Raw genomic sequence first — 24,658 nt, 5'->3', positions numbered from 1 at the left:
AGCCTCGCTTTATACACCATAACTTATGCGGATTCACTTAGTATAGCCTTGGCTAACAGTGTTTATATTGGCTGATTTTCTTAGCTTTTATATATTTTATGATAGTTGATTCAATGTTTTTAAATAGTGTGAGGCTAAAAGTGGATGTTAAAAAGAGTGGTGAGTTTGTTAGCTTAGTTTCATAAGTAATGAGTGTTGAGGAAGAACGCGCGGTAATCAGAGTGGTATTGCCAGCATCGGCTCATCATAGCGACAATACACTCAGAATTAAGCTGGCTGCGAGGCAGCAGCGATGCCGCGTAGTTGGGTAACATCAGCACGTGGCGGCGCGCCAAACATGCGGCTATATTCGCGGCTGAAGTGGGAAGGGCTTTCATAACCCACCCGGTAGCTGGCCGTGGCCGCTTCTAACCCTTCTGCCAGCATCAACCGTCGGGCTTCGTGTAGGCGTAGCTTCTTCTGGTATTGCAGGGGCGACATGCGTGTGACTTGTCGGAAGCTATGGTAAAGCGTCGATTCGCTCATGTTGGCGGCAGCTGCCAACTCGCTGATCTTGAACGGTTGCGTGTAGCGTTCTTTAAGAGCGCAGATGACCTTGGCAATCCGGTTGGCTTGGGAGTCAGAGGCGGCAAATCGGCGCATGTGAGGCCCCATTGCACCCATGAGTGCCCGGTAGACTAGCTCGCGCCTAGCTAGGGGCGAAAGTATCTGAATATCTTCCGGTGAGTCGAGCAGGCTTAACAGTCGATAGAGCGCACCCAGCATAGGTGTATCCATGGGCGCCGATTTTAATCCACAGTCTGTCTCGGGGCAGATAGTATCATTTCCCGCGGGCGGTGCTTTGTCACCCAGTTCCAGTATCAGTCCTGCTACCTCTTGTGGATCCACCGAGACTTTTACTGCTAGGTAGGGGGTTTCAGGGGTGGCATGATCAATCCGGCCTACTATCGGTAGGTGAACGGCGCTCCCAATGCAGCTAGGCCCGGTGTAGACGATCTCCTTGTCACCCAGTAGCACCGTCTTGCTGCCCTGAATGACAAAGCACAGGCACGGCTCGTATACGGCGCAGTGAAAGGTGGTGGGGGCGTCAGCACGTATCAGTTGCACCTCGGGAATCGCCGTATTCTGAAGCTCCTCCAAGGGCGTCCAACGACGGATGAGCTTGCTTAATTGCTGCGGCAGGCCGTCACTGAAATAGGTGGTCTGCTCAGGCACGGTATCGGTCAATGGCTCTCCTCCCTAACAGCCTGCAGTATATGTCTTTGCCGCGAGCATAGAAGGCTTTTTCAGTTGTTTTTGCAGGATCGGGCAAGCACTGGGTAGAAATCGGCAATCCGTGCCGCGTGTCAGAAAACGGTCATTATGCTAAAAAACCGAAACAGCGCGATGATCCAAATACCTCGCCAAGTGAAGCCTTTCACTCCTCACGACAGAAATAGGCAATCTTACCGCAGGAACCCGATACCTCCATTGCCCTTAAAGACCCTACCGTAGAGAGCTTCTGATTAGGAGCTAGCAACCCCCTGTCAGCCTCCTTGATAAAAAATCGACCGTTGACCTATTGACCTCAACTTAACTTGAGGTTGCAAAGTGGATGTCGAATCTGACGCTACCCAACCGACTAGTTAAACGCTAACCACCAATGCGGTACGCAATTATATAACCAACGCTGATATCGGTTTCCGATAGTCACTGGAGCAAGTAATCATGGGAAGTTTGGATCAAAGTGCTCGCTCAACGAGTTGCCGGGGAATCATCCCGCTGCTACTGGTAATGGCTTTACTTACCGGCTGCGAGGCCAAGAGCGAGGAGGCAGCAGCTTCGCCACCACCGCCGCCAGAGGTAGAGGTGGTGAGTATGGTTTCCCAACCGGTAGTGTTGAGTGAAACCTTCACCGGGCGAGTAGAAGCGGCGGAAACGGTGGAACTAAGACCTCGCGTCAGCGGCTATATCCAGGAGGTGGCGTTCGAGGAGGGAGAGCTTGTGGAGCAGGGGGATCTACTGTTCCTGATTGATCCGCGCCCATACCAAGCCCGTGTTAGTGCCGCCCAGGCGGATCTAGCCCAGGCCAGGAGCCAGCAAGCTCAAGCGGGCAGTGAAGCTGAGCGTGCTCGGGTCTTGCTGGGGCGTCAGGCGATTTCACAGGAGGTGCACGACCAGCGTCAATCGGCCCTGAGTACTTCTCGTGCCATGGTCAATGCTGCTGAGGCAGCGCTGCAGACCGCCGAGCTTAACCTTGAGTACACCCGCATTACAGCGCCGGTCAGTGGTCGTGCCGGTCGGGCAATGGTGACCCGAGGCAATTTGGCTAACGCTGACCAAAGCCTGTTGACGACTCTCGTGACCATCGACCCGATTCATGTCTACTTCGAAGCGGACGAACAGGCCGCTTTTGCCAGCCAAGCCCTGCTAACTGATGAAGAGAGCAGCCTGAAGATTGAGTTGGGCGGCGATCCGCAGCGTCAATACAGTGGCACGCTGGACTTTATTGATAACCGTTTAAACCCCAGCACGGGAACACTGCAGTTCCGGGCTCGGTTGGCCAACCCTGATGGCCGTATCCGGCCGGGAGAGTTTGCCCGGGTTGAAATGCCGATAGCGAGCTTGGAACAGGCGCTGCTGGTGGAACGTAAGGCAATTTTGACCGACCAAGATCGTCGCTATGTCTATGTCGTTGATGGTGACAATCGGGCAGAGCGTCGCCAAGTAGCGACCGGTCGTCAGATGGGGGAGCAGATGGTGATCACCGAAGGACTTAGCCCCGGTGATCGAATTATCGTCAACGGTGTGCAAAAAGTGTTCTTCCCTGGAATGGAAGTGAACCCGCAAGGCGCCGTTGCCGCCTCGACTGTCGATGCCCCACCCACCACCCTTGCTGCTAGGGAAGAGTAAACCGCCATGAATTTCTCCCGTTTCTTTGTCGACCGACCGATCTTTGCGGCGGTGCTGTCGATTATCATCCTGGCGATCGGACTGATCTCTATCCCCAACCTGCCGATCAGCGAGTACCCGGATGTGGTACCACCCTCGGTGGTGGTGCGCACGGTCTATCCGGGTGCCAACCCGAAGGAGATCGCCGAGACGGTGGCGACGCCTTTGGAGGAAGCCATCAATGGTGTCGAGGACTTGATGTACTTCAAGTCCGTCGCAGGCTCTGACGGCGTACTGCAGATGACCGTCACCTTTCGCCCTGGTACTGATGCGGAGGAGGCCGCTGTCAGGGTGCAGAACCGGGTAAGTCAAGCCGAGGCGCGCTTGCCGGAAGCCGTGCGCCGCCAGGGCGTGACCACCCAGAAGCAGTCGCCCACTTTCCTGATGGTCGTTCACCTGACCTCGCCCGGGGGCGAATACGACACTCTCTATCTGCGCAACTACGTGCGGCTGCATGTCAGAGATCGTCTGGCCCGGCTCGAAGGGGTAGGGGACGCCCAGATATTTGGTGGTGGTGACTACGCCATGCGTGCCTGGCTCGATCCCGAGCGGGTAGCGGCGCGTGGTCTCACCGCTAGCGATGTAGTGGCTGCCATGCGCGAGCAAAATGTTCAGGTATCCGCCGGGCAGTTGGGCGCTGAGCCCATCGGAGAGAGTGATTTTCTGACCCTGATCAACGCCCGTGGGCGCTTGGAGACGGCGGAGGAGTTTGGCGACATCGTGCTGAAACGCGGTGACAGTGGCGACATTCTAAGGTTGTCGGATGTGGCCCGACTGGAGATGGGCGCTGGGGACTACACTCTGCGTTCGCAGCTTGATGGCAATGATGCGGTCGCCATTGGTATTTTCCAGGCGCCGGGTGCCAATGCGCTGGCTATCCGCGAACAGGTGGTGGCCACCATGGATGAGTTGGCCACGCAGTTCCCTACCGGTGTTGAGTATGAGGCGGTCTACGACACCACTATCTTTGTTAGCGATTCGATCAAGGCAGTCGTCAAAACCCTGCTGGAAGCCGTGCTGCTGGTGGTACTGGTCGTTACTCTATTTCTGCAAACCTGGCGCGCCTCCATCATTCCTCTATTGGCGGTGCCAGTATCGGTGATCGGCACCTTTGGGGCGCTCTATCTGTTGGGGTACTCGATCAACACGCTGACCCTATTCGGGCTGGTGTTGGCCATCGGCATTGTGGTCGACGACGCCATCGTGGTGGTGGAGAACGTCGAGCGCAACATCGGTGAAGGTCTCAATCCCCAGGCCGCGGCCCATCAGGCGATGAAAGAGGTCTCTGGCCCAATCGTTGCTATCGGCTTGGTGCTGTGTGCGGTGTTTATACCGATGGCCTTTCTTTCCGGGGTGACCGGGCAGTTTTACCGCCAGTTTGCGGTAACGATTGCCATCTCTACTGTTATCTCCACGATTAACTCTTTAACCCTGTCGCCCGCTTTGGCGGCGATGCTGCTCAAACCCCACGACGCGCCTAAGGATCGACTCACCCGGCTAATCGATTGGCTATTCGGCTGGATTTTTCGGCCCTTCAATCGCTTCTTCAACGCCAGCGCAGAAAAGTACCAGGGCGGCGTGGCGCGTTCCCTAAAACGGCGTGGCGCGGTATTCATGGTTTACGCTCTATTACTCACCGGAACGGGATTGATGTTCAAGGTGGTGCCACCCGGCTTTATTCCGGTGCAGGACAAGCTGTACCTGATTGCCGGCGTTATTTTGCCGGAAGGGGCATCCCTGGAGAGAACCGACCAAATGCTCCAAGAAGTGGTAGATATTGCCATGGAGACCGAAGGTGTTGAGCACGCTATTGCCTTTCCTGGCCTCAACGCGCTGCAGTTCACGAACACTTCCAATACAGGGGGTGGTGTTTCTCACTCTTAGCCCCTTTGGCGAGCGTAGCCTCACCGCCGCAGAGATTAACGCCAGGATTAATCAGGGCATAGGGGGCCTGAAAGAGGGCTTTGCGTTTGCGTTTATGCCACCCCCCATTCTGGGGCTTGGCAATGGGTCGGGCTACCAGATGTTCATCGAGGATCGCGGCAACCTGGGTTACGGAGCGCTGCAGGGAGCGGTTAATCAGCTCCAGGGCGCTATCGCCCAAACGCCAGGGATGGGCTTCCCGATTAGCAGCTACCAATCGAATGTGCCGCAGTTAGATGCCGAGGTCGATCGGCTGAGGGCTAAAGCCCAAGGAGTGCCATTAACCGAGCTATTCGACACTCTGCAGATCTATCTGGGGTCTACCTATGTGAATGATTTCAATCGCTTTGGCCGAACTTGGCAGGTGATTGCCCAAGCGGACGCTCCTTACCGGACCAGCGTGGAAGATATTGCCCGCCTGCGTACCCGCAATGACCAGGGCGAAATGGTGCCTATTGGTACCATGGTCAACATCACACAAACCTTCGGGCCAGACCCGGTGTTGCGCTACAACGGCTATCCGGCGGCGGACTTAGCCGGGGAGGCTGACCCTAGGTTGCTCTCTTCTGCTCAGGCAATGGATGCGATCAACGCCTTGGCAATGGAGGTGCTGCCGCCGGGCATGGCGTTCGAATGGACCGACCTAAGTTACCAGCAGTCCACCCAGGGAAACGCTGCGCTGGTGGTCTTTCCACTGTCGATTCTGTTGGTATTTTTGGTGCTGGCGGCTCTCTACGAAAGCTGGACGTTACCCTTAGCGGTGATCCTGATTGTCCCCATGTGCATGCTTTCGGCACTCATTGGCGTCTGGTTTGGTGATGGCGACAACAATATTTTCGTACAGGTAGGATTGGTGGTGCTAATTGGCTTGGCGTGTAAGAACGCTATTCTGATTGTGGAGTTCGCCCGCGAGCTGGAACTGCAGGGCAAAAGCGTGGTGGACGCGGCCCTAGAAGCCTGCCGACTGCGACTGCGCCCCATTATTATGACCTCGATCACGTTCACCGCCGCCGTGCTACCGTTGGTCATTGCCACCGGGGCGGGCGCCGAGGTGCGGGCAGCGCTGGGTACGGCGGTGTTTGCTGGCATGGTTGGGGTCACCCTGTTTGGGCTTTTCCTCACGCCGGTATTCTATGTGACACTGCGTAAACTCTCTGGCTCTCGCCCGCTTGTCAGCCATCACAACGCCACTCTGGTCGTTGAGTCATGATGCCAAAGAAGGGGGGCTAGAAGGAGAGCCCTCCTGAATGACTCGTCGCCATTCTGGTCAAGAGGGTTTAGTGCAGTAGAGTAATCCAACACGCCACTTTGGCTTGGCCAAAGTGGCGTGTTGGAGACGTTTAGCGAGATGATGTTTGGGCCTTTACTTTGCTAGTGGGCGTTATGTTTGTGTTGTTGGTACAGCCACCACACATCGAAGCCAAATGAGTAGCTGAGCGAGGCCAACGCACTCAGAGCAAGCAGGCTTGCAGCAAGAGGAGAAGTGAGTGGCGTTAACGCCAGCAGCAAGGCAACGACCTGCCACACGCACACTGCTTTACGCCGGAAACTTTCGAATAACGGTGCTTTTAGCCACGCAAATGGCCAGCTAGCGGCGATAAATAAATAACGCATGCCGCCAATCAGTAGTATCCAAGCGCCTAGATGTTCGCTCTGCAATAAGCCGATGCAGAGTATCAGGATTAATACTGCATCCAGCTCCATATCAAAGCGCGCGCCAAACGTGGTGTGGGTTTTAGTGCGCCTGGCAATCCAGCCATCCACACCGTCCAGTAATAGCGCGATGACGGCCACCGCTAGCCATAGCCAAATTGCGTTAGTAAAGGCATTCGCTGCCAGTGCCCCTGCCACGATGGCGACGAGTACGCCGCGCCCAAGCGTTACCCGGTTTGCCCAACCGAGCGGGCCATGGGGCCAAAAACTTACCACCAGTGCGCCCATCACGACGTAGAAGCCAGCTGCCAACCACCAGTTTGCAGCGCTAGCGACTAATCCCGGCAGCATCGATCCTAAGCCTGCGAGTAATAGGCTGGCCAGGGCTATCTCAGCCAAGGTGTAAATACGCTTGGGCAAAGAGACACTGGAGGTGTTGGAAAGAGAGGGCATGCTTACTCGCAAAGCGGCTGACTGGCCCGCGGTAGAATTAAAGTGTGCAAACTATTTCTTATGTACCATTCTTGTATAAGAAGGTAAGGTTGTCCATGATGTGAATATAGTTGTTTCAAATCATCTTCGCGCTGACAGGGGTTAAGCAGCCAGGGCTTAAGCAGCCGCTTCGCTTTCTAGGCTACGCTGTATGGAGGGATGAAGCGCTTAAACCATAAGGAAATGTCATGTTGCCGCCTGATACCGCTACGGCTTTTTGGGTGACCCACCCTACCCATGGTGAGCTCAAGCAGGAGCCACTAGCATCACCCGACGACAATGAGGTACGGGTTCGTGCCCTTTATAGTGGCGTAAGCCGTGGCACTGAGTCGCTCGTGTTTAACGCACGGGTGCCGCAAAGTGAATATTCGCGCATGCGCGCTCCCTTCCAAGCGGGTGAGTTTCCTACGCCCGTGAAATACGGCTACTGCAACATTGGTTATGTGGAGCAGGGGCCAGATCATTTATTGAATAAAGCCGTTTTTTGCCTTTTTCCGCACCAGGACTACTACGTCGTGCCTGTCGACGCTGTTTTAGCGCTTCCCGATGACGTACCTGCTTACCGTGCTGTGCTAACCGCCAATATGGAAACTGCCATTAACGGCGTGTGGGATGCTAACCCCATGCTTGGCGAGCGCGTGTGTGTGGTGGGCGCTGGCGTTGTCGGTGCACTGGTGGCGTATCTGTGTGCGCAAATTCCAGGTGTAGAAGTGTGCCTGGTCGACATTAATCCCGAGCGAGAAGCGTTGGCAACGCATTTGGGGATTCCCTTCTGTACACCAGAACAGGCACCCAGCGACCAAGATTGCGTGATCCATGCTAGTGGTCAGCCGGATGGTCTGAGGCTGGCCATGAGCTTGCTGGGCAACGAAGGCCGGGTGATTGAAATGAGCTGGTTTGGCGAAGGCGATGTGTCGCTACCACTCGGTGGTGCTTTTCACTCCCAGCGTTTAACGCTTCGCGCCAGCCAAGTTGGACAACTGCCTGCCAAGTTGCAGCCGCGTTGGAATTATCGCCGCCGTTTAGCGCTCGCTTTACGCTTACTCCCCGACCCTCGGTTGGATGCACTGATCAGTGGTGAGAGCGATTTTGCTGATTTTCCAACGCTGGCGCCTGCTCTGTTTGGGCCTGATAGCACAGCGCTTTGCCATCGAATTCGTTATCCATTGCCCGCTTAGGCGATGTGGCTTATTTAACACGTCAGGAGTGTCTATGTACCGTTTATGCGTTCGTGACCATTTCATGATTGCCCATAGTTTTAATGGGGAAATATTCGGCCCTGCCCAACGCACCCACGGCGCCACCTATGTCGTGGACGTAGTATTCCAGCGCCCTGAACTTGATCAGGATGGTCTAGTGATTGATATCGGTTTGGCTAGTGAGACGGTTAAAGAGGTGCTGGCGGATTACAACTATCGCAACCTTGATGAGGTAAGCGAGTTTAGTGGTAAAAACACCACCACGGAATTTATGGCCAAGGTGATTTTTGACCAGCTGGCGGCTGCCATTAAAGCAGGAAAAATGGGCGCCACCGCTCAGGGGCTGACGCATATGGAGATCAAACTGCATGAATCTCATGTGGCGTGGGCAAGCTATGAAGGAGCGCTATGAGTCAGCCATTGACCTTGATAGTGGCTGGCGATCCAGACCAGCGTACCGGCGGGTATATTTACGACGCCCATATTGTTGCTGCGCTGCGCAAGCGTGGGCTGGCTATCAATGTGGTGGGGTTGGCAGGGCGTTTTCCTGATGCCGATGATGAGGCGGCTCAAGCGCTAGCCAGTACGCTTTCTGCATTACAGGATCGTTCGCGAGTGATTATTGATGGCCTAGCCATGGGGACATTGCCCGATGTGGTGGCTGATCACGCTGAGCGCCTTGATATCACTGCGTTACTGCATCATCCGTTAGGTGACGAGCAGGGCTTGAATGAGCTGGATCAGCAGCGTTTTCACCGTAGTGAATTACGTGGTCTGGCGCATGTGCATAGAGTGATTGTGACCAGTCGCTTTACTGAACGCCGTGTAACAGCGCTGGCAAAGCAATACGCGCTGCCATTTGGTGCCCCTATCAGCGTGGTGGAACCTGGCGTTGAACGTGCTCCGGCCAGCCCCGCGGCGCAACCCAACGAACCTATCCGCCTGCTATGCGTGGCAACGCTGACCCCGCGTAAAGGGCAGGATATTTTGGTTCAAGCCTTGGCGGGTGTTGAGCGTGACCTCTGGCGATGCGACTGCTTTGGCGGTGCTCGTGATGCTGTGTTTACGGATCGCGTTCAAACATTGATCGACAACCATCAACTTGGTGATTGGATAACGCTTCACGGCGAATGTGATGCAGCGACCCTGGAAGCTGCTTATCAAAATGCCCATGCACTGGTGTTACCTTCTTGGTACGAAGGCTACGGCATGGTGGTAACTGAAGCGCTAGCCCATGGATTACCCGTTATCACCACCACTGGCGGTGCGCTGCAGGATACCTTACCCAAAGGGGCTGGCATCAGCGTAGCACCGGGGGATGTTCAGGCGCTGTCGAGGGCGCTGGCGGCTTTCTGCCACGATGAGGCATTACGTACTGAACTACGTGCAGGTGCTGCCGCTGCACGTGACCGCTTGGGCGACTGGCAGACTGCAGGAAAAGCGTTTGCCCAGGCGTTGCAGCAACCTTCGACATTGTCGGTGGGAAGCCAATTTAGCGCGGATTGGCTATCGCTGCGTGAAAGCGTCGATGTCAGTTCGCGCAGCCAAGCGTTGGTGGAGGCGTTAGCGAGCTGGTTATCAGAAAGTCAGCAGAGAGCAGAAGCTTCGTCGCCAATAACACTAGCGGATTTAGGCTGTGGACGCGGCAGCAATAGCCAGTTTCTTGCACCTCGCTTGCAGCATGCCCAGCGCTGGATGCTGATTGATCATGATCCGGCCTTACTGAATGAAGCCTACTCGCGAACTAGCCAATTGAACACCGGTAAAGGTGAGCCGCTGCAGGTCGAAACCCACTGCGTCTCCCTAAAACAGCTTGATCACCCAGCTCTTACGCACTGTGACGTAGTGACGGCATCTGCGCTGATTGACTTGGTATCTCAAGAGTGGATTGATGCCTTGGCTGCACAGTGTGCTAAACACCGGCAAGCGCTGCTTATCGCTCTAAGCATTACCGGCGAATGGTACTTTACCAATGCCCAGCAGCAACCTCTGAACGACCTTGACGACCGCTGGATCAGTGAGCTGTTCAACGCACACCAGCGTCGCGATAAGGGCTTAGGCGGTGCATTAGGCGGCGCTGCTCACAGCGCGCTAGCTATCGCGATGGCTGGCCACGGTTATCGTGTTAACGAGGCTGAAACACCATGGCGCTTGGCGGCGGGCGAGCCAGCGCAGCACCCCTTAATGGGCGCGTTGATTGAAGGATGGGCGAGCGCTGCTAGCGAACAGGCTCCTGAGGCGGCGTCACGGATTGCTCTTTGGCGTGATCAGCGCCTGGGTCAGGTAGCCAACGGCGAGATCGGTATTTGGGTAGGCCACCGCGACTTGCTGGCGCTGGCAGCGGATGAGGGCTAATCCCATGCGACGCTGGCGCTGGCTGAGACCCCCGTGGGTGCAAAAAGGGCTAGTGAGCTTAGGGCTGCTGGTTGCTGTTGCCCTGTGGGTAGAGCCAGACGCGGTGATGGCCGAAGTGCAGCGTTTTGCGCCGGGTTGGATGGCTCTGGCGCTGTTGATCAGCGTGCTGCAAGTGATGCTGAGCGCGTGGCGCTGGCAGTTGACGGCAGGCTTAATCGACGTGCCGTTGCGCTACCGCTATGCACTGCGGGAGTACTACTTAGCATTATTGGTTAACCAACTCCTACCCGGCGGCGTGTTGGGTGATGCAGGCCGTGCCCATCGCCATGCCCGTCAGTCCTCCTCAAAGGGAAGTGCTTGGCGTGCGGTGGTGATTGAGCGTGCCTCTGGGCAATTGGCGATTGCACTTTACACACTAATCGCCCTGTTCACGTCACCACTCTGGCTAACAACACTGGGTTTTAGTGGCTTGATGGTAGTAGTAGGCGTAGTGGGCAGCGTGATGGTGGCCGGTGTGACGCTGATGATCTGGTTGCGGCGTTCGGCGGTAACGCTACCCGCTTGGTGCGCTGCATTAGGGCAGGATATGCGTCGCGGGCTACTGCAGCGCGACGTATGGCCACGGCAACTGATCTCTTCTCTTGCTATCGTGCTTAGCTATGGCCTGGTAATGGTCTGCGCGGCTCGTGCGATTGGCGTGGAATTAGCGGCACTCGATATTTTGGCGCTGGCACCCGTGTTACTGCTCTCGATGCTGGTGCCCCTTTCGATTGCTGGATGGGGAGTGCGGGAAGGCGCTGCCGCAGGCATTTGGATGTTTGTGGGCTTGCCTTCGGCGCAAGGCGTGGCGATATCACTGGCGTATGGTGTGTTAGTGCTGATGGCTAGCCTGCCAGGCATTTGGGCAGCGCTAGCTTCACGGACACAAGCTACACCATCCAGTTCTCCGCCATCCAGTTCCCCGCCGTCTGGTACGCCGTCAGGCAGTGCGCCCGCTCAGCACTACGTCGAACAGCGTGTCATCCCCGCAGCGGAAAGAGCGCATCGTCGGGCGCAACGCACTTTCAAGGGTGTCGATGGGCGTCATCTGCAGCCCGGGTCTGCCCGAACCGATCAGCAGCGGCGCAACCAGCAAATGCAAGCGGTCGACCGCGTTCGCTTCAATGAATTGCGAAACAGTGACGCCGCCGCCTTCTACCAGTACCCGCGTAAGACCACGCTCCGCCAGCAGGGCAATAACGTCGCTAGGGTGGAACTGACCGTTGGCATCCAGCGGCAGCACGCAGTGTTCGGCGGCCGTTGGCGCCACCGTTGCCTCTGGCCCGGTGAGGTGCAGCGTGGGGGCGGTAGACGAACTAAACAGCGCCACATCAACGGGCACGCGTCCTCGTGGGTCAATCACCACTCGGGTAGGGTGCTTCCCCGTTACATGGCGCACGGTGAGTTGAGGGTTATCAGCACTCGCCGTACCCGCGCCAACCACTACGGCATCTGCCAGCGCCCGCAGGCGGTGCAGATGCACCAAACTTTCAACGCCATTGATGTAGTGGGAGTGACCGCTTTCCGTAGCGATGCGCCCATCCAGGCTTTGTCCCAGTTGAGCAACCACCCAGCTCGAATGACGCACCAGTGGCAGCAAACACGTCATCAGCTCCTGCGCGGCGCTTGTGACTGCGCAGGAAGAGTGCCAACCGTCATGGGTATCAAGCGTCATAGTGGCGTCACTTTTGATGCCCTGTTGAGTATCCAGCAACCATGCCCACGCTTGGTCGATATCGATCGTTACGTCATTGGTACTCGGCATGGTATCTCCACTCAAAAAACAGCAACTCATCATGCGGGGCCATGCTGCCCGACGCAAGCAAACGTTGTCCGCCCCAACCGGCAACTTGGAGGCCTACATGTATCACATTGAACGCGCTATTTTCGATATTCGCCGTGGATTGCCCGTGGTAATTAATACCGGAGAGCAACGTCTGTTGGTACAGGCTCTTGAAGGCAGTGTTTCGGTCGATTCACTGGCGAAACTCTCCGGCTCTCGGCCAGCGTTGGTGTTAACGCGTCATCGCTTGCAGGCAATGGGCATGTCGCTTAAGGCGGATGCGGCCTGTTTACCGCTCACCGAGCAAATCAGTGAGCGTGATTTACATCACCTTGCGGTGTCCAATGAAGCATCGAAGACTCATTCGCTGTTAAGCGGCCTGAAGCCTGCTGGCGTGGGGGAGAGAGGCGCTGTGGCACTTATGCGGCGTGCGCTATTGATACCGGCGGCGCTGTGCGCAGAGGTCAGTGCGGCATCAGCCGAGCATATTGCTCAGCAGTTATCAAAAGGCGAACTGTTAGAAGTTAATGCTCGCGATGCAGAGACGTGTTTAGCCGGTGCGCCGGGGATGCTAAAACGTGTCAGCGAAGCGCGTATTCCTCTTGAAGACGCGCCTGAGAGCCGCTTTGTGCTGTTCCGTGAACCGGATGGTTTGCGTGAACACGTGGCCGTGGTAATTGGTGATTTGGCAGCCAATCATGGGGCGATTCCTTTGCGGATGCACTCGGCCTGTCTCACCGGCGATCTGTTCGGCAGCTTGCGCTGTGACTGTGGTGAACAGTTGCGTAATGCGGTGGCCGATATTCAAGCGTTGGGTGGCGGCGTGCTGCTTTATTTAGCACAAGAGGGGCGGGGAATTGGCTTAGCTAATAAACTGCGCGCCTACACCTTGCAAGATGGGGGTTTAGACACCGTCGATGCTGACCAGGTGCTAGGGTTTGGCGACGATGAGCGCCAATACGCCGTCGCGGTGGACATGCTCAATGCGCTAGAGATCGATAAAGTTCAGCTGCTGACTAACAACCCGTTAAAAATGGCAGCACTGCGTGAAGGGGGGATTGAGATCGTCTCACGTCAGGCGCTTTACGGCAGCGTGACTGATCACAATCACCGCTACTTAAGCGCCAAGGCTAACCGGGCAGGGCATTTCTTAGACGAAGTGCTTGAAGGTCGTGGGCGTTAGTTTGACGTTTTACGTGTGACAAGCGGTGGCAGGTGGGCGGTTTCGGCCACCGCCTGCGCCAACTGAGAGGCGTAGTGCCTGACTAGCCGCTCACCCAATGCTGCATGAGCACCCGTTGCATCACCGGCAACGCCGAACCTGCTCAGGTCCTCGGCAAGCCAGGCAAACGCGGCGCTACCTTCTGGGCTGACCAGGGCGTCACCTTTAGGCATTGCCGGTGGGGTAGGTTGGTAGTTATCGAGCTGCACAAGCTCCGGTGCTAAATGCAGCATGATGGCGGTTTCCAACAATCCGCCATGCAATCCATAGCGCAGCTCATCGGCGTTGATAGCGCCTTCCAGCGGCGGTAGCCGCGTGTAGGTGGCTTTCACCACGCGCATTTCAAACTGCTTGCGTAGTGTCAGCGCGGCGAGGTCCATCACGGCTTTATTGCCGCCGTGGCTATTAATCAGCACCAGCTTTTTGATCCCCGTACGCGCAATGCTTGCGCCATAGGCTTCTAATGTGGCGATGGCGAGTGGCGCGGGTAGGCTAAGTGTTCCAGCAAAACTGGCGTGTTCGTCGCTCGCACCGACGGCAATTGCTGGCAGACACAGCACGTCGAGTGCTGGGTCAATCATGCCTAACATGGCGGCTTGTAACCCTTCACCAATGATCAGGTCGGTGCCCAGCGGCAGGTGAGTACCGTGCTGCTCAATGGCCCCCAGGGTGATTACTGCGATTGGGTCACCTTCGGCAATCGTGGCGAGTTGGGGAGCGGTGAGGGTTTGCCAGTGATAAATCATGTAGGTTCTCTTGTTTTAAAGGCTATGTTTCAAAAACTATGTTTCAAAAGCTATGTGTCTAAAAGCTATGTCTTAAAAGCTATGTCTTAAAAGCTATGTCTTAAAAGCTGTTTTTTAAAGCCCGTGTTTTAAGAGCCGTGTTTGGAAAGCGTTTGTTGAAGAGTTATGCGGATGCGTTTAACAGCGGATGGTCGGCACGGCAGGCGTATAGATCCCCGGAGGCTAAGCCGTCAACGCCATCGTTGAGCCACTGGGTAATGTTTTCAGGGGATTGCCAAGTTGCCCAGCGAAAGTGGCGCTGCTCACCGGCAATTGCATTGAAGCGGTAGTCGCCAAGACGGGACAGCTGTTCAACGCAGGCATGGCTGACCTCTAACATGCCCGCAACAAACTCTATCGAAAGCGCTGCCACTGGGTGGTTAAGCCCCATCAATACTTCTGCTTCAAACCCTTCAACATCAATTTTTATAAAGCTTGGTTCGCCGTAAGTGGCGATCAGTTGATCCAGTGTGGTGACTTCCACGCTTAACTGCTGTTCCCATTGCACGTGCTGAAAGCCGGGGTTTCGTTCGCCCACCTGATGTCGCCATTCGGTCGCTAGGGTAGATAGGGTCGGGTTGCTAACACTGATAGCGATATCCGCATAGCCGGGTTGCGGTCCAGCGGCCAGTGGTAAGAGCGTAATGTTCGGTCGATTGAGTATCCGTTTAAACCAGTTGGCCAGTGCTGGCTGTGGCTCTAGTGCTACTACCTTAGCACCTAGCGCCTGGAAGGCGGCACTACGGTCGCCTAAGTGAGCGCCAATATCAAAAGCGATATCGCCCGGTTGAATAAACGGACGATATAACTGTTTCAGACCCCTTTGCCTTCCTGGCCGCCAGTAAATAAACAGTGAACGCGCCATACCGCTGGCACTGCGCAGCCGATGAGAAAAAGCAGAAGGCATTAGTAAGGCTCCTTAACAGGTGGCGCATGCTCGGTTGCTGTTTGAACGTGATGGCGAAACGACTGGCAGGGCATATCGCCAGGCTGTTCCTGTGGAAACGCTAGAGAAAGTGTTAGCGACGAGCGGGCTAAGGTGGCATTGGATTGATGGCTACGGCTTTCTAACGCGACAAAGTCCTCCAAAAGCGGTGGTTGTTGTGCTGAACTAGGTGTTTGCAGTAAGCCGAACTTGCGGCTAACGAGGCCTCCCCAGGTGGCACTGCTGGAGTATTTCACCAGCGGAGCAGCTCCAATCAGCCCCAGCCATGCGGGGGTTAACCAGCCGAACGCCGAGGGTGAAAAAAGCATCATCGTGCCTGCCCAGGCAATACCACACAGCGTCATCCACCCGGTGTGGTGCCATGTCTCTCGCCAACTTAGCGAGCGCTCCCCCCGATGTTGGGTTTGCCAGTCGATAGCTCGGCCAATCAACACGTTGATGATAAATAAGCTATGCCACGCCATCATCAGTGGCGCAATCAAAGCAGCAAACACAATTTCCAATAACGTGCTGGTGACAAGCTTGAGTCGCCCGCCATACGCATGGGGACATTGCCAGAACGTTAGTAATAGCCCCAACAGCTTGGGCGCAATCAGCATACCCAGCGTTACACTTAACAGCCCTAGAGAGAGGGCTTCAGGCAACGGCGGGTTTGAGGTGGTCTCAATGGCTTGATAGCCCACCATCAGGCTAGTGCAGAGTAGAAGCCCAAGCCAAACAAGCGAAGAAAGGTAGGCAAACGCGCCGAATAAAAAGTGTAGCCGACTAATTAGGTGAAACCCTGCGCCGGTGAGTAAGCGTAAGTGCTGCAGGTTGCCCTGTAGCCAGCGGCGGTCACGCTTGGCAAAGTCGAGCATGTTGCTCGGCATGGCTTCAAAGCTGTTATGTGACGCGCTAGCGTAAGGGTTATGGCGAGATACGGCAGTGGTCGCAGAGGTATCGAGCAGCACCTGCCAGCCACCTCGTTTCAGGAGAGCCGCTTCGACGAAATCGTGGCTTAATAGCTCTCCTCCCAGCGGAGGCTTACCTGGAAGAATAGGTAACCCTGCATGGGCCATAAAGGCCCGTGTGCGAATAATCGCATTATGGCCCCAGTAATTTGCCGCATCGCCCTGCCAGAAACTTTGGCCCGCTGCCAACATCGGGCTGTAAAGTGATGAAGCTAGCTGGGTAAAACGACCAAATAGCGTGCGTTGGCCAACGGGAATAGGCACCGTTTGAATAAGTCCTACGCTGGGTTGGCGCTGCATCCGATGGACTAAATGCAGTAGCGTAGCGCCACTCATTAGGCTGTCGGCATCGAGCACCACTAAATAGTCATAGCGGCGGCCCCAGCGGCGACAAAATTCGGCGATGTTGCCTGCTTTGCGGCCGTCATTATTAGAGCGCCGCCGATAATAAACGGTTATTTGTCCGGCAAGGCGCTGTTGCAAGGCAGCCACATGAGCTGCTTCGATGTTTGCCATGGCCATGTCTTGGGTGTCGCTTAATACAAACACTTCAAAGTGTTTATTGATAGCACTGGGTGTTCCTGCCCCGTACGCTTCTGCTTGCTGGAGAAGTGAACGACACGTTGCTTCTAGCCCTGCAATGGTCGGGATGGGAGGCTCTGCATAAATAGGCATTACTAGCGCGGTGCGGCTGACTAACAGGCTAGCATTAGGATTTTTAATAGTTTGGCGACGTAAACTGAGCGGATCTCGGCGTAGCGCACAAAGCACAAAGCCACATAGTGCCCCCCAGAAAGCCAGCGCTATCCAAGTAAACGTTAATGCAAATAGGACCAACATGGTGAGCTGCCAGCCAATGGCAAAATTGGCAACGACCTGTGCCATCGCGATACAGCCACCGGTACTAGTTGCTAACACTGTGCAGGCAAGAAGGGCTCGGCGACCGTTAAGCCAAGGCATTGAAGGCCGCAACGCGTGGAGATCAGACATCGGGATACCACACGTAATTCCAGGTTTCAGTAATCGGCTCTCCTTCGACCATCAGCCGTAGCCGGATATCGCTGGTTTTGCTGCTGGGGGGTAATCGGAAAGTGGCCCGTTGGCCGTTGTTGGGCAGTGTTTTGACTTGAGGTAGTAATACCTCGCCATTGAGTACACTGATGTCCAGCTCGATTGGCTCGCTTGATGTCAGATCATCCAGTTTGCCGCCCTGGAAGTCGACGATGAATTGGCGCTGATCAGCAGACGGGGAGTCGGCTTCGCCTGGAACCGCTGCGCTGCCATGGCGGGTACGCACAACCTTACCCAGTGAGTTAGCCTCGGGCTGTTCGTTGAGCGTAAAGGTTCGATAGTGAAAGTGGCGAGACTCGCCAGCAGTTAGCGGCTCTTCAGCGACCCAATAAGCCACTATATTGTCGTGAGTCTCATCTGGCGTGGGGATTTCGACGAGTTCTACATGCCCTGGTCCCCAGTCAGCAAGGGGTTCGACCCATTGGCTAGGGCGACGATGGTAGCGGGCTTCAAGGTCTAGGTAGCGGCTAAAATCCCGCTCTCGCTGCATTAGACCAAACCCAGCAGGGGAGTCGTCCATAAACGCTGATACGCGAACCGATGAGGGGTTTTGCAACGGCCGCCAAATCCACTCGTCGGACCCCGTGTGGATTAGCAAACCATCAGAATCATGTACCTGAGGACGAAAGTCATCAGCTCGTTGGGTGCTGGCCTCCCCAAAGGTGAACATGCTGGTGAGCGGCGCAACCCCTAGCTTTGCTATATCGGAACGTGCAAACAGCGTTGCTTCTACATCTGCTTCGGTGCTCTCACCCGGCGTTAACGTAATGCGGTAGGCTCCGCTTAGCGATGGGCTATCCATAAGTGCCAGAAGCGTAACGCTGTCAGCGTTTTCATTCGGCTTATAGAGCCAGAATTCGCGAAATTCGGGAAACTCTTCACCACTGGCTAATGCGGTATCAATGGCTAGACCGCGGGTAGAAAGACCATAGGCTTGGTCGCGGCCTACTAGACGGAAGTAGCTTGCGCCAAGAAAAACAGCAAATTCATCGGCATAATCATCACTATTGATAGGATAGTGCAGCCTAAAACCGGCATGACCGCTGCCCGTTAAATCATTCTCTAACAAACGGTTGGCATCACCATCGTACTGAAAGTCATCGGCCGAGAACGAGAGTGGTTCAACGTCACCATTGTCGATCACATTAATCGTGACGGGTGTTTGAAATATAAATCCGCTATGAAATAGCTGCATACTGAAAGGGCTTTCATCGCGCCAGTAGGCTCGCTCGGGATTGAAACGGATTTGTCGATACAGGTCGTAATCTAACGACGTGAGAGCGCTGGTAAGCGTCTCATGCGGGGGCTGGTAAGGCGCATCGGCTAAAGTTTTAGCACGTTCAATAACGTAGTCAAAAACATCATCATCGTTAGCAGGCGCAGAAAAGGCGATCAGGCAGTTAAGCGACAACATCCATTTTGCTGCAGTACGAACACTCATGGGCGAGTTCCTTTCGATTGCATGCCAGCGTGGTAACCATAAAATCAGTATATGAAATATTTCAACAAAAGTTATACCATTTGTGTTGTTGGTACATGATTTTTATGGTCATGTGTAAGCTTTAAATTCCATTAAGCGGGTAATATCTAGGTGATTACTATGCTGTTGAAGCGCTGATGATTCGTCTTCTACTCACGTGTGTAACGCTCAACCTTCTGCTGGTATTGCCGCTTTGGTGGCGTTTCGGTGAGATTGGCTCTCCTCTAGTTGCTTGGGAGGCATGGCTTATAGCCCCCGTAATGCTGCTTATTCGACCTGGTAGCTTACGTCGCTGGTTGGCTATTTTGTTGGTAGGCTGGCTGGCGTTAGTATCGGCGGCCAACCTGGGTGATGCCGCGACACACACCGCGTTTGGGCGTTCACTTAACCTCTATCTAGACGTGCCCTTGGTGCGCTCTATCTACCATTTGCTAGTAGGTAATGTAGGTCAACTCGCCGCAACTTGCCTGATGTTGCTGGGCGGTGCGGCTCTGCTAGCGAGTTTATGGGTGATGCTGCGATTGCTGTTGCCCGCTCAACCGTTATTGGTGAGGAGTATTTCAGGTGCTCTAGCCATCTTCGTGGTGATCACTGCCGCCGGCTTCGCGCTTGCCGAGGCTAACGGCAAGCGATTGGTCGCTAAATCAACGCTGCCTGCCGTTAACACCACGCGTTTCCAGTGGGAACAGGTGGTGGAGACGCACCGGGCGAGAGTGGCGTTTAGCGAACAGCTGCAGGCGTCACCATTAGCGCCTAAACCATTACCCGGTTTGTTAGGGCGCAACGTCTTATTAACGTTTATTGAATCTTATGGTGTATCGGCCATTAATGATGCTCGTTACAGCAGTGTCGTACTGCCCACGCTAGAGGGCATACAGCAACGTTTGGGGCAGCGTGGTCTACACGCTGTTTCGGGGTTGCTAGAATCGCCTATTCGGGGAGGTCAGTCTTGGCTTGCCCATGCCACGGCACTAAGCGGTCGCTGGATTGATAATCAGCTATGGTATCGGCTGATGCTGGAAAGCGATCATTCAACGCTGATTAATGATTTTAGTAGCACTGGGCAGCGGACGCTCAGTGTTATGCCAGCCATTACGTTGGCTTGGCCAGAAGGGCTGGCCTACGGGTTTGATGAGATTGCAGCAGCGAAAGATATACCCTATGCCGGGCCTGCGCTGAATTGGGTTACGATGCCCGATCAGTTCACGCTGGATTACACCCAGCGACATTTATTAGGTGAGGTGCCGGTATTCGCGCAACTCGCACTTATCTCCAGCCATGCGCCATGGACACCCATTTTGCCCGTTTTCGAAGACTGGTCGATGATCGGCGATGGGCGTATTTTCGCCCCTTGGGAGGAGGCCGGCGATCCGCCAGAGGTGCTTTGGCAGGATATTGAGCGCATCCGTGACCATTACGCGTGGTCAATAGACTACTCTGTAAAGGTCACAGGGCGCTGGGCCGAGCGAGTGGTTGATGACAATACGCTATTGATTGTACTGGGAGATCATCAAGCGGCACCGCTGATTACCGGCGACAACGCCAGTGCAGCGGTGCCTGTGCATGTGATTAGCGGTGACCCCCGGCTCTTAGCACCTTTTAAGGCACGTGGTTTTATTGATGGCATGCTGCCGTCACTGGAAAGCCCTGAAGGAGCCGCGAAAATGAGCCAGCTGCGTCATTGGTTACAGCAAGACTTCGGCACGCCAGCATTAACCTCTTCTTGGTCAACGACAGGGGCGACACCATGATCCAGCCCGTCATTCTTAGCGGTGGTTGTATAGGGGCTTGCTTAGTTGTTACCAGAGCCAACTGCCAGGACGCGCTGGCGGTTCTCCCTTGCGCACTGCGAGCCAGCCAATAATACAGCGCACACCAAGCCACACGGCTAATAGTGGCCATAGTAAGGTGCCTACTAACATCAAGCTAAGGGTAAAGGTGACGAAAAAATAGAGGCAGCCTATCCAAAAAGTCCGGATCAAATAGCGGTAGTGCGCTTGCAGCCACGGCGCGGCCTCTTTGTGATACACGTAAGCGATTATAACGCCAATCAACAGCGTAACATTGGCTGTTACTAGGCCCGCTAAATAGAGTGCGTAAATGATTTGTGGTGGGCGCGCTTCCTCATTGGGAATATAACGCTGGGTCATAGATTACCTCGTTACCCTTCAATAAAGCCGAAATTCTTTGGCGTTTGCCAGCCCTTGCTGTTGCTCTATTACTTTGCGATAGCGTTTGTATTCCCATTGATACTGCGTTGGATCAAGTGCAATTGACGCTTCTACGCTAGCGTTAACACCGCTGGCTGAGACTACATCATCGGCGCTGTAAACCTGCTCATCGGCGTCAAGGAAATGAATTTCAAATCCCTTGCCAGGCACCCGTAAGGCAACGCCAGTGACGACTCTTGCCTGAGTGCGGGCGACCAGTTTCGGTAGCAACGTTGCCGTATAGGCATCGCGCCCATAAAAAGGGGCGAATACACCGCTGCCCCAGTTCGGTTCTTGATCCGGCAAGATGCCAATAGCTTCGCTACGCTTAAGCGCTTTGAGAAGGGCAGCAACGCCTCTAGCGTTGGTGGGTACCAAGCTGGCTCCCATGCGCTCGCGGCCATGGCGAATAATGGGCTCAAGGTCGGCAATTTTGGGTGGCTCGTACATGGCGGTAAAAGGGAAGTGGCTGGAGAGCCAAAAATTAAGCACCTCCCAGTTACCAAAGTGTGGAGCAAGTACAATGACGCCGCGGCCTTCGGCACGTGCGCTGTCCAGCTTATCTCGGCCATGAACCGACAAAATGCTGGCTGCTACTTTTTCGGGCGCAGCCATCCACGCATGGCCAAGTTCCAGCATTGTCGCCGCCGAGTGGCGCAGGCTTTGTATGGCAAGGGCTTTGCGCTGGCTGGCAGTGGCTTCTGGGTTAACCACTGCCAGATTGATTTCCGTCACCTGGCGCTCTCGTTTGCTAAAGCGATAGACCAGCGGGCCTAACCGCACGGCGATACGCCATAGCGCGCCAAGTGGCCAGCGCGCCAGGAGCTTCCAAAGGGCTATGATGGCACGTGCTTGGAAACGTGATTTTTTAGACGGTGACTGCTCTGTCATAAGTTACAGGAACCAGCTATCAACGTTAGTTGGCGCACGCTTCTCCTGCAGACCCTTAAAGCCTTTCACACAGCGAACAATAAACCATACGGCCAGTGCCAGTAGCATGGGGATGCCAATCAGAATAAACGTTAGCAACGTGGCGATGCTGCCGTAGAGCAGCCCAATCCAAAACGTACGGATCTGGTAACGGTAGTGCTCATCTAGCCATTCAGGGCCTTTACCACGATAGACATAGGCGATAACGATACCGACCAACGAGGTGAACCCTACCAAAAAGCTTGCCAAATAAAGCGCGTAAATCACCATCGCCATGGTGGTATCCGGCTGTTCTGAGGAGGTACTGTCGTTGATTACTTCACCTTCTCTGTCGTTAATTACTTCACCTTCTAAAGGTGCTTTGTTGGCATCGTCGTGCATAACCGATCCTTTTTGCTATTCGCCATGAAACGTCCCTGAAGACGTCGCTTAAGCACGCTATGATAGCGCGGCTGGCGCGGCTTATCATTAGCGGGCAGCAGGTCGGCAAATTTCCAGCAAATTACCGTCTGGGTCGCGTAAGTAAATCGACTCAATTGGACCATTAGCGCCTTGGCGAGCAACCGGGCCAAGCTCTACGTCAATCGCCAGCGCATCCAAATGCTGTTTGAACTCATCCAGCGGCAGTTGGCAGCGCAGGCATAAGTCCAGGCTGCCTGGGGTTGGGGTGGCAGAAACAGGCGCAATATCAGTATCGGTTTGATGCAAACGCAGTGCCGTGTCGCCTAGCATAAGATCTACCCGCTGTGCGTCTCGGTAGCGCACGTCTAACCCCAGCACACGAGAATAAAAATCCACGGCGCGACCCATATCAGTCACCGTAACAACAAGATGGTCAAAACCTGAGAGCATGCCACTTTCCTTAAAACAAACGTAAAACATGAGAATACGATGATGCGACGCTGTCCGCTATGCAATACGCCTGAACCGGCGCTTTATCACCAAGACCGTCGCCGCGATTACTACCAGTGTGCCACGTGCGCTTTGGTGTTTGTGCCTGCCGAGCAGCATTTAGATTCGCATCAAGAAAAGGCAGAGTACGACCAGCATCAGAATTCGCCGCATGATACGGGATATCGGCATTTTTTGGGGCGTTTATTTGCCCCGTTAGTGGCGAAGCTACCACAAGATGCCCATGGGCTGGACTTTGGCTGTGGCCCGGGGCCTACGCTGTCAGTGATGTTTGAAGAGGCAGGGTTCGCGATGGCGGTTTACGATATTTTTTACGCCCCAGACGTTGAGGTACTCAACCGCCAGTATGACTTTATTACCGCCACCGAGGTGTTAGAGCACCTTGCGAGGCCCGGCGAAGAGCTTAGTCAACTGGTCGAGAAAATAGTCCCCGGGGGCTATCTTGGGGTCATGACAAAGCGTGTCAGTACCCCAGCAGCATTTGCCCGCTGGCACTATATAAACGACCCGACGCATGTGAGCTTTTTCAGCGAAGCGACGTTTTGTTGGATAGCCGAACGTTGGGGCATGGTGGTGGAGTTTCCCGCAGCGGATGTGGTGTTGCTCCGCCGCAGACCATTACCTTGATGATTCGGTGCCAGAATTGATGACTCATGCCATCTGGCCGATGGCCTTGCGAAAACGCGATAAAGAAAAAGCGAATAGAACGCTACCGATCAACAGCAGCAGTAGAAACTGCGGCCATACTACGTTTATCCCCGCACCTCGATAAAGGATTGCCTGACCCAGTTCAACGAAATGAGTGGTTGGGGCGAGCAGCATGATGTGCTGGACAATTTCCGGCATGCTTTCGCGTGGCGTCGTACCCCCAGATAGCAGTTGCAGGGGCAGCAGTACCAGCACCATTAGCATGCCAAATTGTGGCATGTTGCGTGCAAGGGTGGCGAGAAAGATGCCCATAGAGGTGGTCGCGAAGAGGTGGAGCGCTGCCCCCACAGCGAACAGTGTCACCGAGCCTGCAATTGGTACCTGTAAAGCCCAGCTAACAACTAAATAGAGCGAAAGCAGTGCGGAGACCAGAACCACCAGGCCCATTGACCAGATCTTGGCCAGCATAATTTCCGTCGGGGTGACTGGCATTGCCAGTAGATGCTCAATGGTGCCGTGCTCTCGTTCGCGTATCAATGCCGCGCCAGTCAGAATGATAGAGAGCATGGTAATGTTATCGATGATGGACATCAGCGATCCAAACCAAGCTTTTTCGAGCCCAGGATTGAAGCGCGCTCGCAGCACTAGGTCGACGGGTGGAGCGCTAGAGCTGCGGTAACGTTGAGTAAACGCGTTGATCTCGTCCATAACGATCTGCTGAATATAGCCATTGCCAGTAAATGCTTGGCTCATGCGTGTGGCATCAATATTGAGTTGAATCTGAGGGGCGTGACCAGCCAGTACGTTGCGCTGAAAGTCGGGTGGTATATTGAGGACGAAAGTGTACTGGCCTGCATCTAGCCCAGGGTCAATCTCATGAAGTGAGATCTTGTCTGGGGTAGCGAATTGAGGGGGATAGAACGCCGTGATGATACGAGATGACAGCGGCGAGTTATCTTCATCAACGATGGCGATGGGAGCCATGTGGAGACTTTCGGGCAACGCGGTCGCCTTGGTGTAGACCGAGATACTGCACACGTAGGCGATTAGAATTAGCATAATCGGGTCGCGGATCAGGCTCCATAGTTCCTTGACGCCCAGTCGGTAGATAGTCAGGACACTATGCATC

The 24,658-nt window shown here is 54.9% G+C and carries 19 protein-coding genes and 2 pseudogenes; 9 read left to right on the top strand and 12 right to left on the bottom strand.

The genetic code is table 11. The features are described from left to right. Positions 1 to 267 precede the first annotated feature (267 nt). Positions 268 to 1,227, bottom strand: a complete 960-nt coding sequence (locus INT21_RS02680; protein WP_193084836.1) for an AraC family transcriptional regulator — start codon at positions 1,225 to 1,227, stop codon at positions 268 to 270. A 480-nt stretch (positions 1,228 to 1,707) separates the two neighbouring features. Between INT21_RS02680 and INT21_RS02675 the strand changes: the two genes are divergently transcribed. Together INT21_RS02675 and INT21_RS02670 are read left to right on the top strand one after the other, a co-directional pair. Then, entirely contained in the window at positions 1,708 to 2,892 is a 1,185-nt protein-coding gene (locus tag INT21_RS02675; RefSeq protein ID WP_193084835.1) for an efflux RND transporter periplasmic adaptor subunit, read from the top strand. A 6-nt stretch (positions 2,893 to 2,898) separates the two neighbouring features. Further along, positions 2,899 to 6,064: pseudogene (locus INT21_RS02670) on the top strand (efflux RND transporter permease subunit). Positions 6,065 to 6,225: 161 nt separating this feature from the next. Here INT21_RS02670 and INT21_RS02665 read toward each other — a convergent pair. Then, on the bottom strand, positions 6,226 to 6,960 hold the full coding sequence (locus tag INT21_RS02665) for a CDP-alcohol phosphatidyltransferase family protein (protein ID WP_193084834.1): 735 nt from the start codon (positions 6,958 to 6,960) through the stop codon (positions 6,226 to 6,228). Between the two features lie 227 nt (positions 6,961 to 7,187). Here INT21_RS02665 and INT21_RS02660 point away from each other — a divergent pair, with 227 nt between their 5' ends. From INT21_RS02660 to INT21_RS02645, 4 genes and pseudogenes are all read left to right on the top strand, one after another. Then, on the top strand, positions 7,188 to 8,177 hold the full coding sequence (locus INT21_RS02660) for a zinc-dependent alcohol dehydrogenase (RefSeq protein WP_193084833.1): 990 nt from the start codon (positions 7,188 to 7,190) through the stop codon (positions 8,175 to 8,177). A gap of 34 nt (positions 8,178 to 8,211) precedes the next feature. After that, complete coding sequence (locus INT21_RS02655; RefSeq protein ID WP_146942701.1) at positions 8,212 to 8,610, top strand: 6-pyruvoyl trahydropterin synthase family protein; 399 nt, start codon at positions 8,212 to 8,214, stop codon at positions 8,608 to 8,610. Next, positions 8,607 to 10,553 carry a glycosyltransferase gene (locus INT21_RS02650; RefSeq protein ID WP_193084832.1) on the top strand — a complete coding sequence of 649 codons (1,947 nt, stop codon included), beginning with the start codon at positions 8,607 to 8,609 and terminating at the stop codon, positions 10,551 to 10,553. Before INT21_RS02655 ends, INT21_RS02650 begins: the two co-directional genes overlap by 4 nt. After that, positions 10,543 to 11,439, top strand: a pseudogene (locus tag INT21_RS02645) (lysylphosphatidylglycerol synthase transmembrane domain-containing protein); the annotation flags it as partial. The gene INT21_RS02650 and the pseudogene INT21_RS02645, both read left to right, overlap by 11 nt. Positions 11,440 to 11,532: 93 nt before the next feature. Here INT21_RS02645 and INT21_RS02640 read toward each other — a convergent pair. Beyond that, a complete protein-coding gene (locus tag INT21_RS02640; protein WP_226930573.1) occupies positions 11,533 to 12,201 on the bottom strand; it encodes a RibD family protein in 669 nt (222 codons plus the stop codon). A gap of 253 nt (positions 12,202 to 12,454) precedes the next feature. Between INT21_RS02640 and ribA the strand changes: the two genes are divergently transcribed. Next, a complete protein-coding gene (gene ribA, locus INT21_RS02635; RefSeq protein WP_193084831.1) occupies positions 12,455 to 13,558 on the top strand; it encodes a GTP cyclohydrolase II RibA in 1,104 nt (367 codons plus the stop codon). Here the strand turns inward: ribA and INT21_RS02630 are convergent. The 4 genes from INT21_RS02630 to INT21_RS02615 form a co-directional block, all read right to left on the bottom strand. Continuing rightward, positions 13,555 to 14,343, bottom strand: a complete 789-nt coding sequence (locus INT21_RS02630) for a creatininase family protein (RefSeq protein ID WP_193084830.1) — start codon at positions 14,341 to 14,343, stop codon at positions 13,555 to 13,557. The two genes, ribA and INT21_RS02630, sit on opposite strands and share 4 nt — an antisense overlap. 163 nt (positions 14,344 to 14,506) lie before the next feature. Further along, positions 14,507 to 15,289, bottom strand: a complete 783-nt coding sequence (locus tag INT21_RS02625; RefSeq protein WP_193084829.1) for an FkbM family methyltransferase — start codon at positions 15,287 to 15,289, stop codon at positions 14,507 to 14,509. Then, positions 15,289 to 17,268: a glucans biosynthesis glucosyltransferase MdoH gene (gene mdoH / locus INT21_RS02620; RefSeq protein WP_193084828.1), complete on the bottom strand. Its 1,980-nt coding sequence runs from the start codon at positions 17,266 to 17,268 to the stop codon at positions 15,289 to 15,291. Before mdoH ends, INT21_RS02625 begins: the two co-directional genes overlap by 1 nt. Continuing rightward, positions 17,261 to 18,790: a glucan biosynthesis protein gene (locus tag INT21_RS02615; protein WP_193084827.1), complete on the bottom strand. Its 1,530-nt coding sequence runs from the start codon at positions 18,788 to 18,790 to the stop codon at positions 17,261 to 17,263. Before INT21_RS02615 ends, mdoH begins: the two co-directional genes overlap by 8 nt. A gap of 176 nt (positions 18,791 to 18,966) precedes the next feature. On the opposite strand from INT21_RS02615, the gene INT21_RS02610 reads away from it, so the two are divergent. Then, on the top strand, positions 18,967 to 20,580 hold the full coding sequence (locus INT21_RS02610; RefSeq protein ID WP_193084826.1) for an alkaline phosphatase: 1,614 nt from the start codon (positions 18,967 to 18,969) through the stop codon (positions 20,578 to 20,580). A 48-nt stretch (positions 20,581 to 20,628) separates the two neighbouring features. Here the strand turns inward: INT21_RS02610 and INT21_RS02605 are convergent, their stop codons facing one another. From INT21_RS02605 to INT21_RS02590, 4 genes are all read right to left on the bottom strand, one after another. Continuing rightward, positions 20,629 to 20,979 (bottom strand): DUF4870 family protein, encoded by a 351-nt coding sequence (locus INT21_RS02605; RefSeq protein ID WP_125746246.1) that lies wholly within the window; start codon positions 20,977 to 20,979, stop codon positions 20,629 to 20,631. A gap of 18 nt (positions 20,980 to 20,997) precedes the next feature. Continuing rightward, entirely contained in the window at positions 20,998 to 21,930 is a 933-nt protein-coding gene (locus INT21_RS02600; RefSeq protein ID WP_125746248.1) for a lysophospholipid acyltransferase family protein, read from the bottom strand. A 3-nt stretch (positions 21,931 to 21,933) separates the two neighbouring features. Continuing rightward, the gene (locus INT21_RS02595; protein ID WP_125746250.1) at positions 21,934 to 22,350 is read right to left on the bottom strand and encodes a DUF4870 family protein; all 417 of its coding nucleotides are present in this window, start codon (positions 22,348 to 22,350) and stop codon (positions 21,934 to 21,936) included. 87 nt (positions 22,351 to 22,437) lie between these two features. Next, a complete protein-coding gene (locus INT21_RS02590) occupies positions 22,438 to 22,821 on the bottom strand; it encodes a VOC family protein (protein ID WP_125746252.1) in 384 nt (127 codons plus the stop codon). A 39-nt stretch (positions 22,822 to 22,860) separates the two neighbouring features. Between INT21_RS02590 and INT21_RS02585 the strand changes: the two genes are divergently transcribed. Further along, the gene (locus INT21_RS02585) at positions 22,861 to 23,508 is read left to right on the top strand and encodes a class I SAM-dependent methyltransferase (RefSeq protein ID WP_125746254.1); all 648 of its coding nucleotides are present in this window, start codon (positions 22,861 to 22,863) and stop codon (positions 23,506 to 23,508) included. Between the two features lie 24 nt (positions 23,509 to 23,532). On the opposite strand, the gene INT21_RS02580 is transcribed toward INT21_RS02585, so the two are convergent. Beyond that, complete coding sequence (locus INT21_RS02580; protein WP_193084825.1) at positions 23,533 to 24,657, bottom strand: ABC transporter permease; 1,125 nt, start codon at positions 24,655 to 24,657, stop codon at positions 23,533 to 23,535. Position 24,658 lies beyond the last annotated feature (1 nt).

Source organism: Halomonas sp. 3F2F (assembly GCF_014897805.1).
In the GTDB taxonomy this organism is placed as follows: Bacteria; Pseudomonadota; Gammaproteobacteria; order Pseudomonadales; family Halomonadaceae; genus Vreelandella.
Note: the sequence above shows the minus strand (reverse complement) of the source record. Positions and strands in the feature narration are given on the sequence as shown.

Bases quoted from the DNA above. Each gene is read 5' to 3' on its own strand.
- INT21_RS02675 (WP_193084835.1), top strand. From the start codon at position 1,708: ATGGGAAGTTTGGATCAAAGTGCTCGCTCAACGAGTTGCCGGGGAATC.
- INT21_RS02665 (WP_193084834.1), bottom strand. From the start codon at position 6,960: ATGCCCTCTCTTTCCAACACCTCCAGTGTCTCTTTGCCCAAGCGTATT.
- INT21_RS02660 (WP_193084833.1), top strand. From the start codon at position 7,188: ATGTTGCCGCCTGATACCGCTACGGCTTTTTGGGTGACCCACCCTACC.
- INT21_RS02655 (WP_146942701.1), top strand. From the start codon at position 8,212: ATGTACCGTTTATGCGTTCGTGACCATTTCATGATTGCCCATAGTTTT.
- INT21_RS02650 (WP_193084832.1), top strand. From the start codon at position 8,607: ATGAGTCAGCCATTGACCTTGATAGTGGCTGGCGATCCAGACCAGCGT.
- INT21_RS02640 (WP_226930573.1), bottom strand. From the start codon at position 12,201: ATGACGTGTTTGCTGCCACTGGTGCGTCATTCGAGCTGGGTGGTTGCT.
- ribA (WP_193084831.1), top strand. From the start codon at position 12,455: ATGTATCACATTGAACGCGCTATTTTCGATATTCGCCGTGGATTGCCC.
- INT21_RS02630 (WP_193084830.1), bottom strand. From the start codon at position 14,343: ATGATTTATCACTGGCAAACCCTCACCGCTCCCCAACTCGCCACGATT.
- INT21_RS02625 (WP_193084829.1), bottom strand. From the start codon at position 15,289: ATGCCTTCTGCTTTTTCTCATCGGCTGCGCAGTGCCAGCGGTATGGCG.
- mdoH (WP_193084828.1), bottom strand. From the start codon at position 17,268: ATGTCTGATCTCCACGCGTTGCGGCCTTCAATGCCTTGGCTTAACGGT.
- INT21_RS02615 (WP_193084827.1), bottom strand. From the start codon at position 18,790: ATGAGTGTTCGTACTGCAGCAAAATGGATGTTGTCGCTTAACTGCCTG.
- INT21_RS02610 (WP_193084826.1), top strand. From the start codon at position 18,967: ATGATTCGTCTTCTACTCACGTGTGTAACGCTCAACCTTCTGCTGGTA.
- INT21_RS02605 (WP_125746246.1), bottom strand. From the start codon at position 20,979: ATGACCCAGCGTTATATTCCCAATGAGGAAGCGCGCCCACCACAAATC.
- INT21_RS02600 (WP_125746248.1), bottom strand. From the start codon at position 21,930: ATGACAGAGCAGTCACCGTCTAAAAAATCACGTTTCCAAGCACGTGCC.
- INT21_RS02595 (WP_125746250.1), bottom strand. From the start codon at position 22,350: ATGCACGACGATGCCAACAAAGCACCTTTAGAAGGTGAAGTAATTAAC.
- INT21_RS02590 (WP_125746252.1), bottom strand. From the start codon at position 22,821: ATGCTCTCAGGTTTTGACCATCTTGTTGTTACGGTGACTGATATGGGT.
- INT21_RS02585 (WP_125746254.1), top strand. From the start codon at position 22,861: ATGATGCGACGCTGTCCGCTATGCAATACGCCTGAACCGGCGCTTTAT.
- INT21_RS02580 (WP_193084825.1), bottom strand. From the start codon at position 24,657: ATGCATAGTGTCCTGACTATCTACCGACTGGGCGTCAAGGAACTATGG.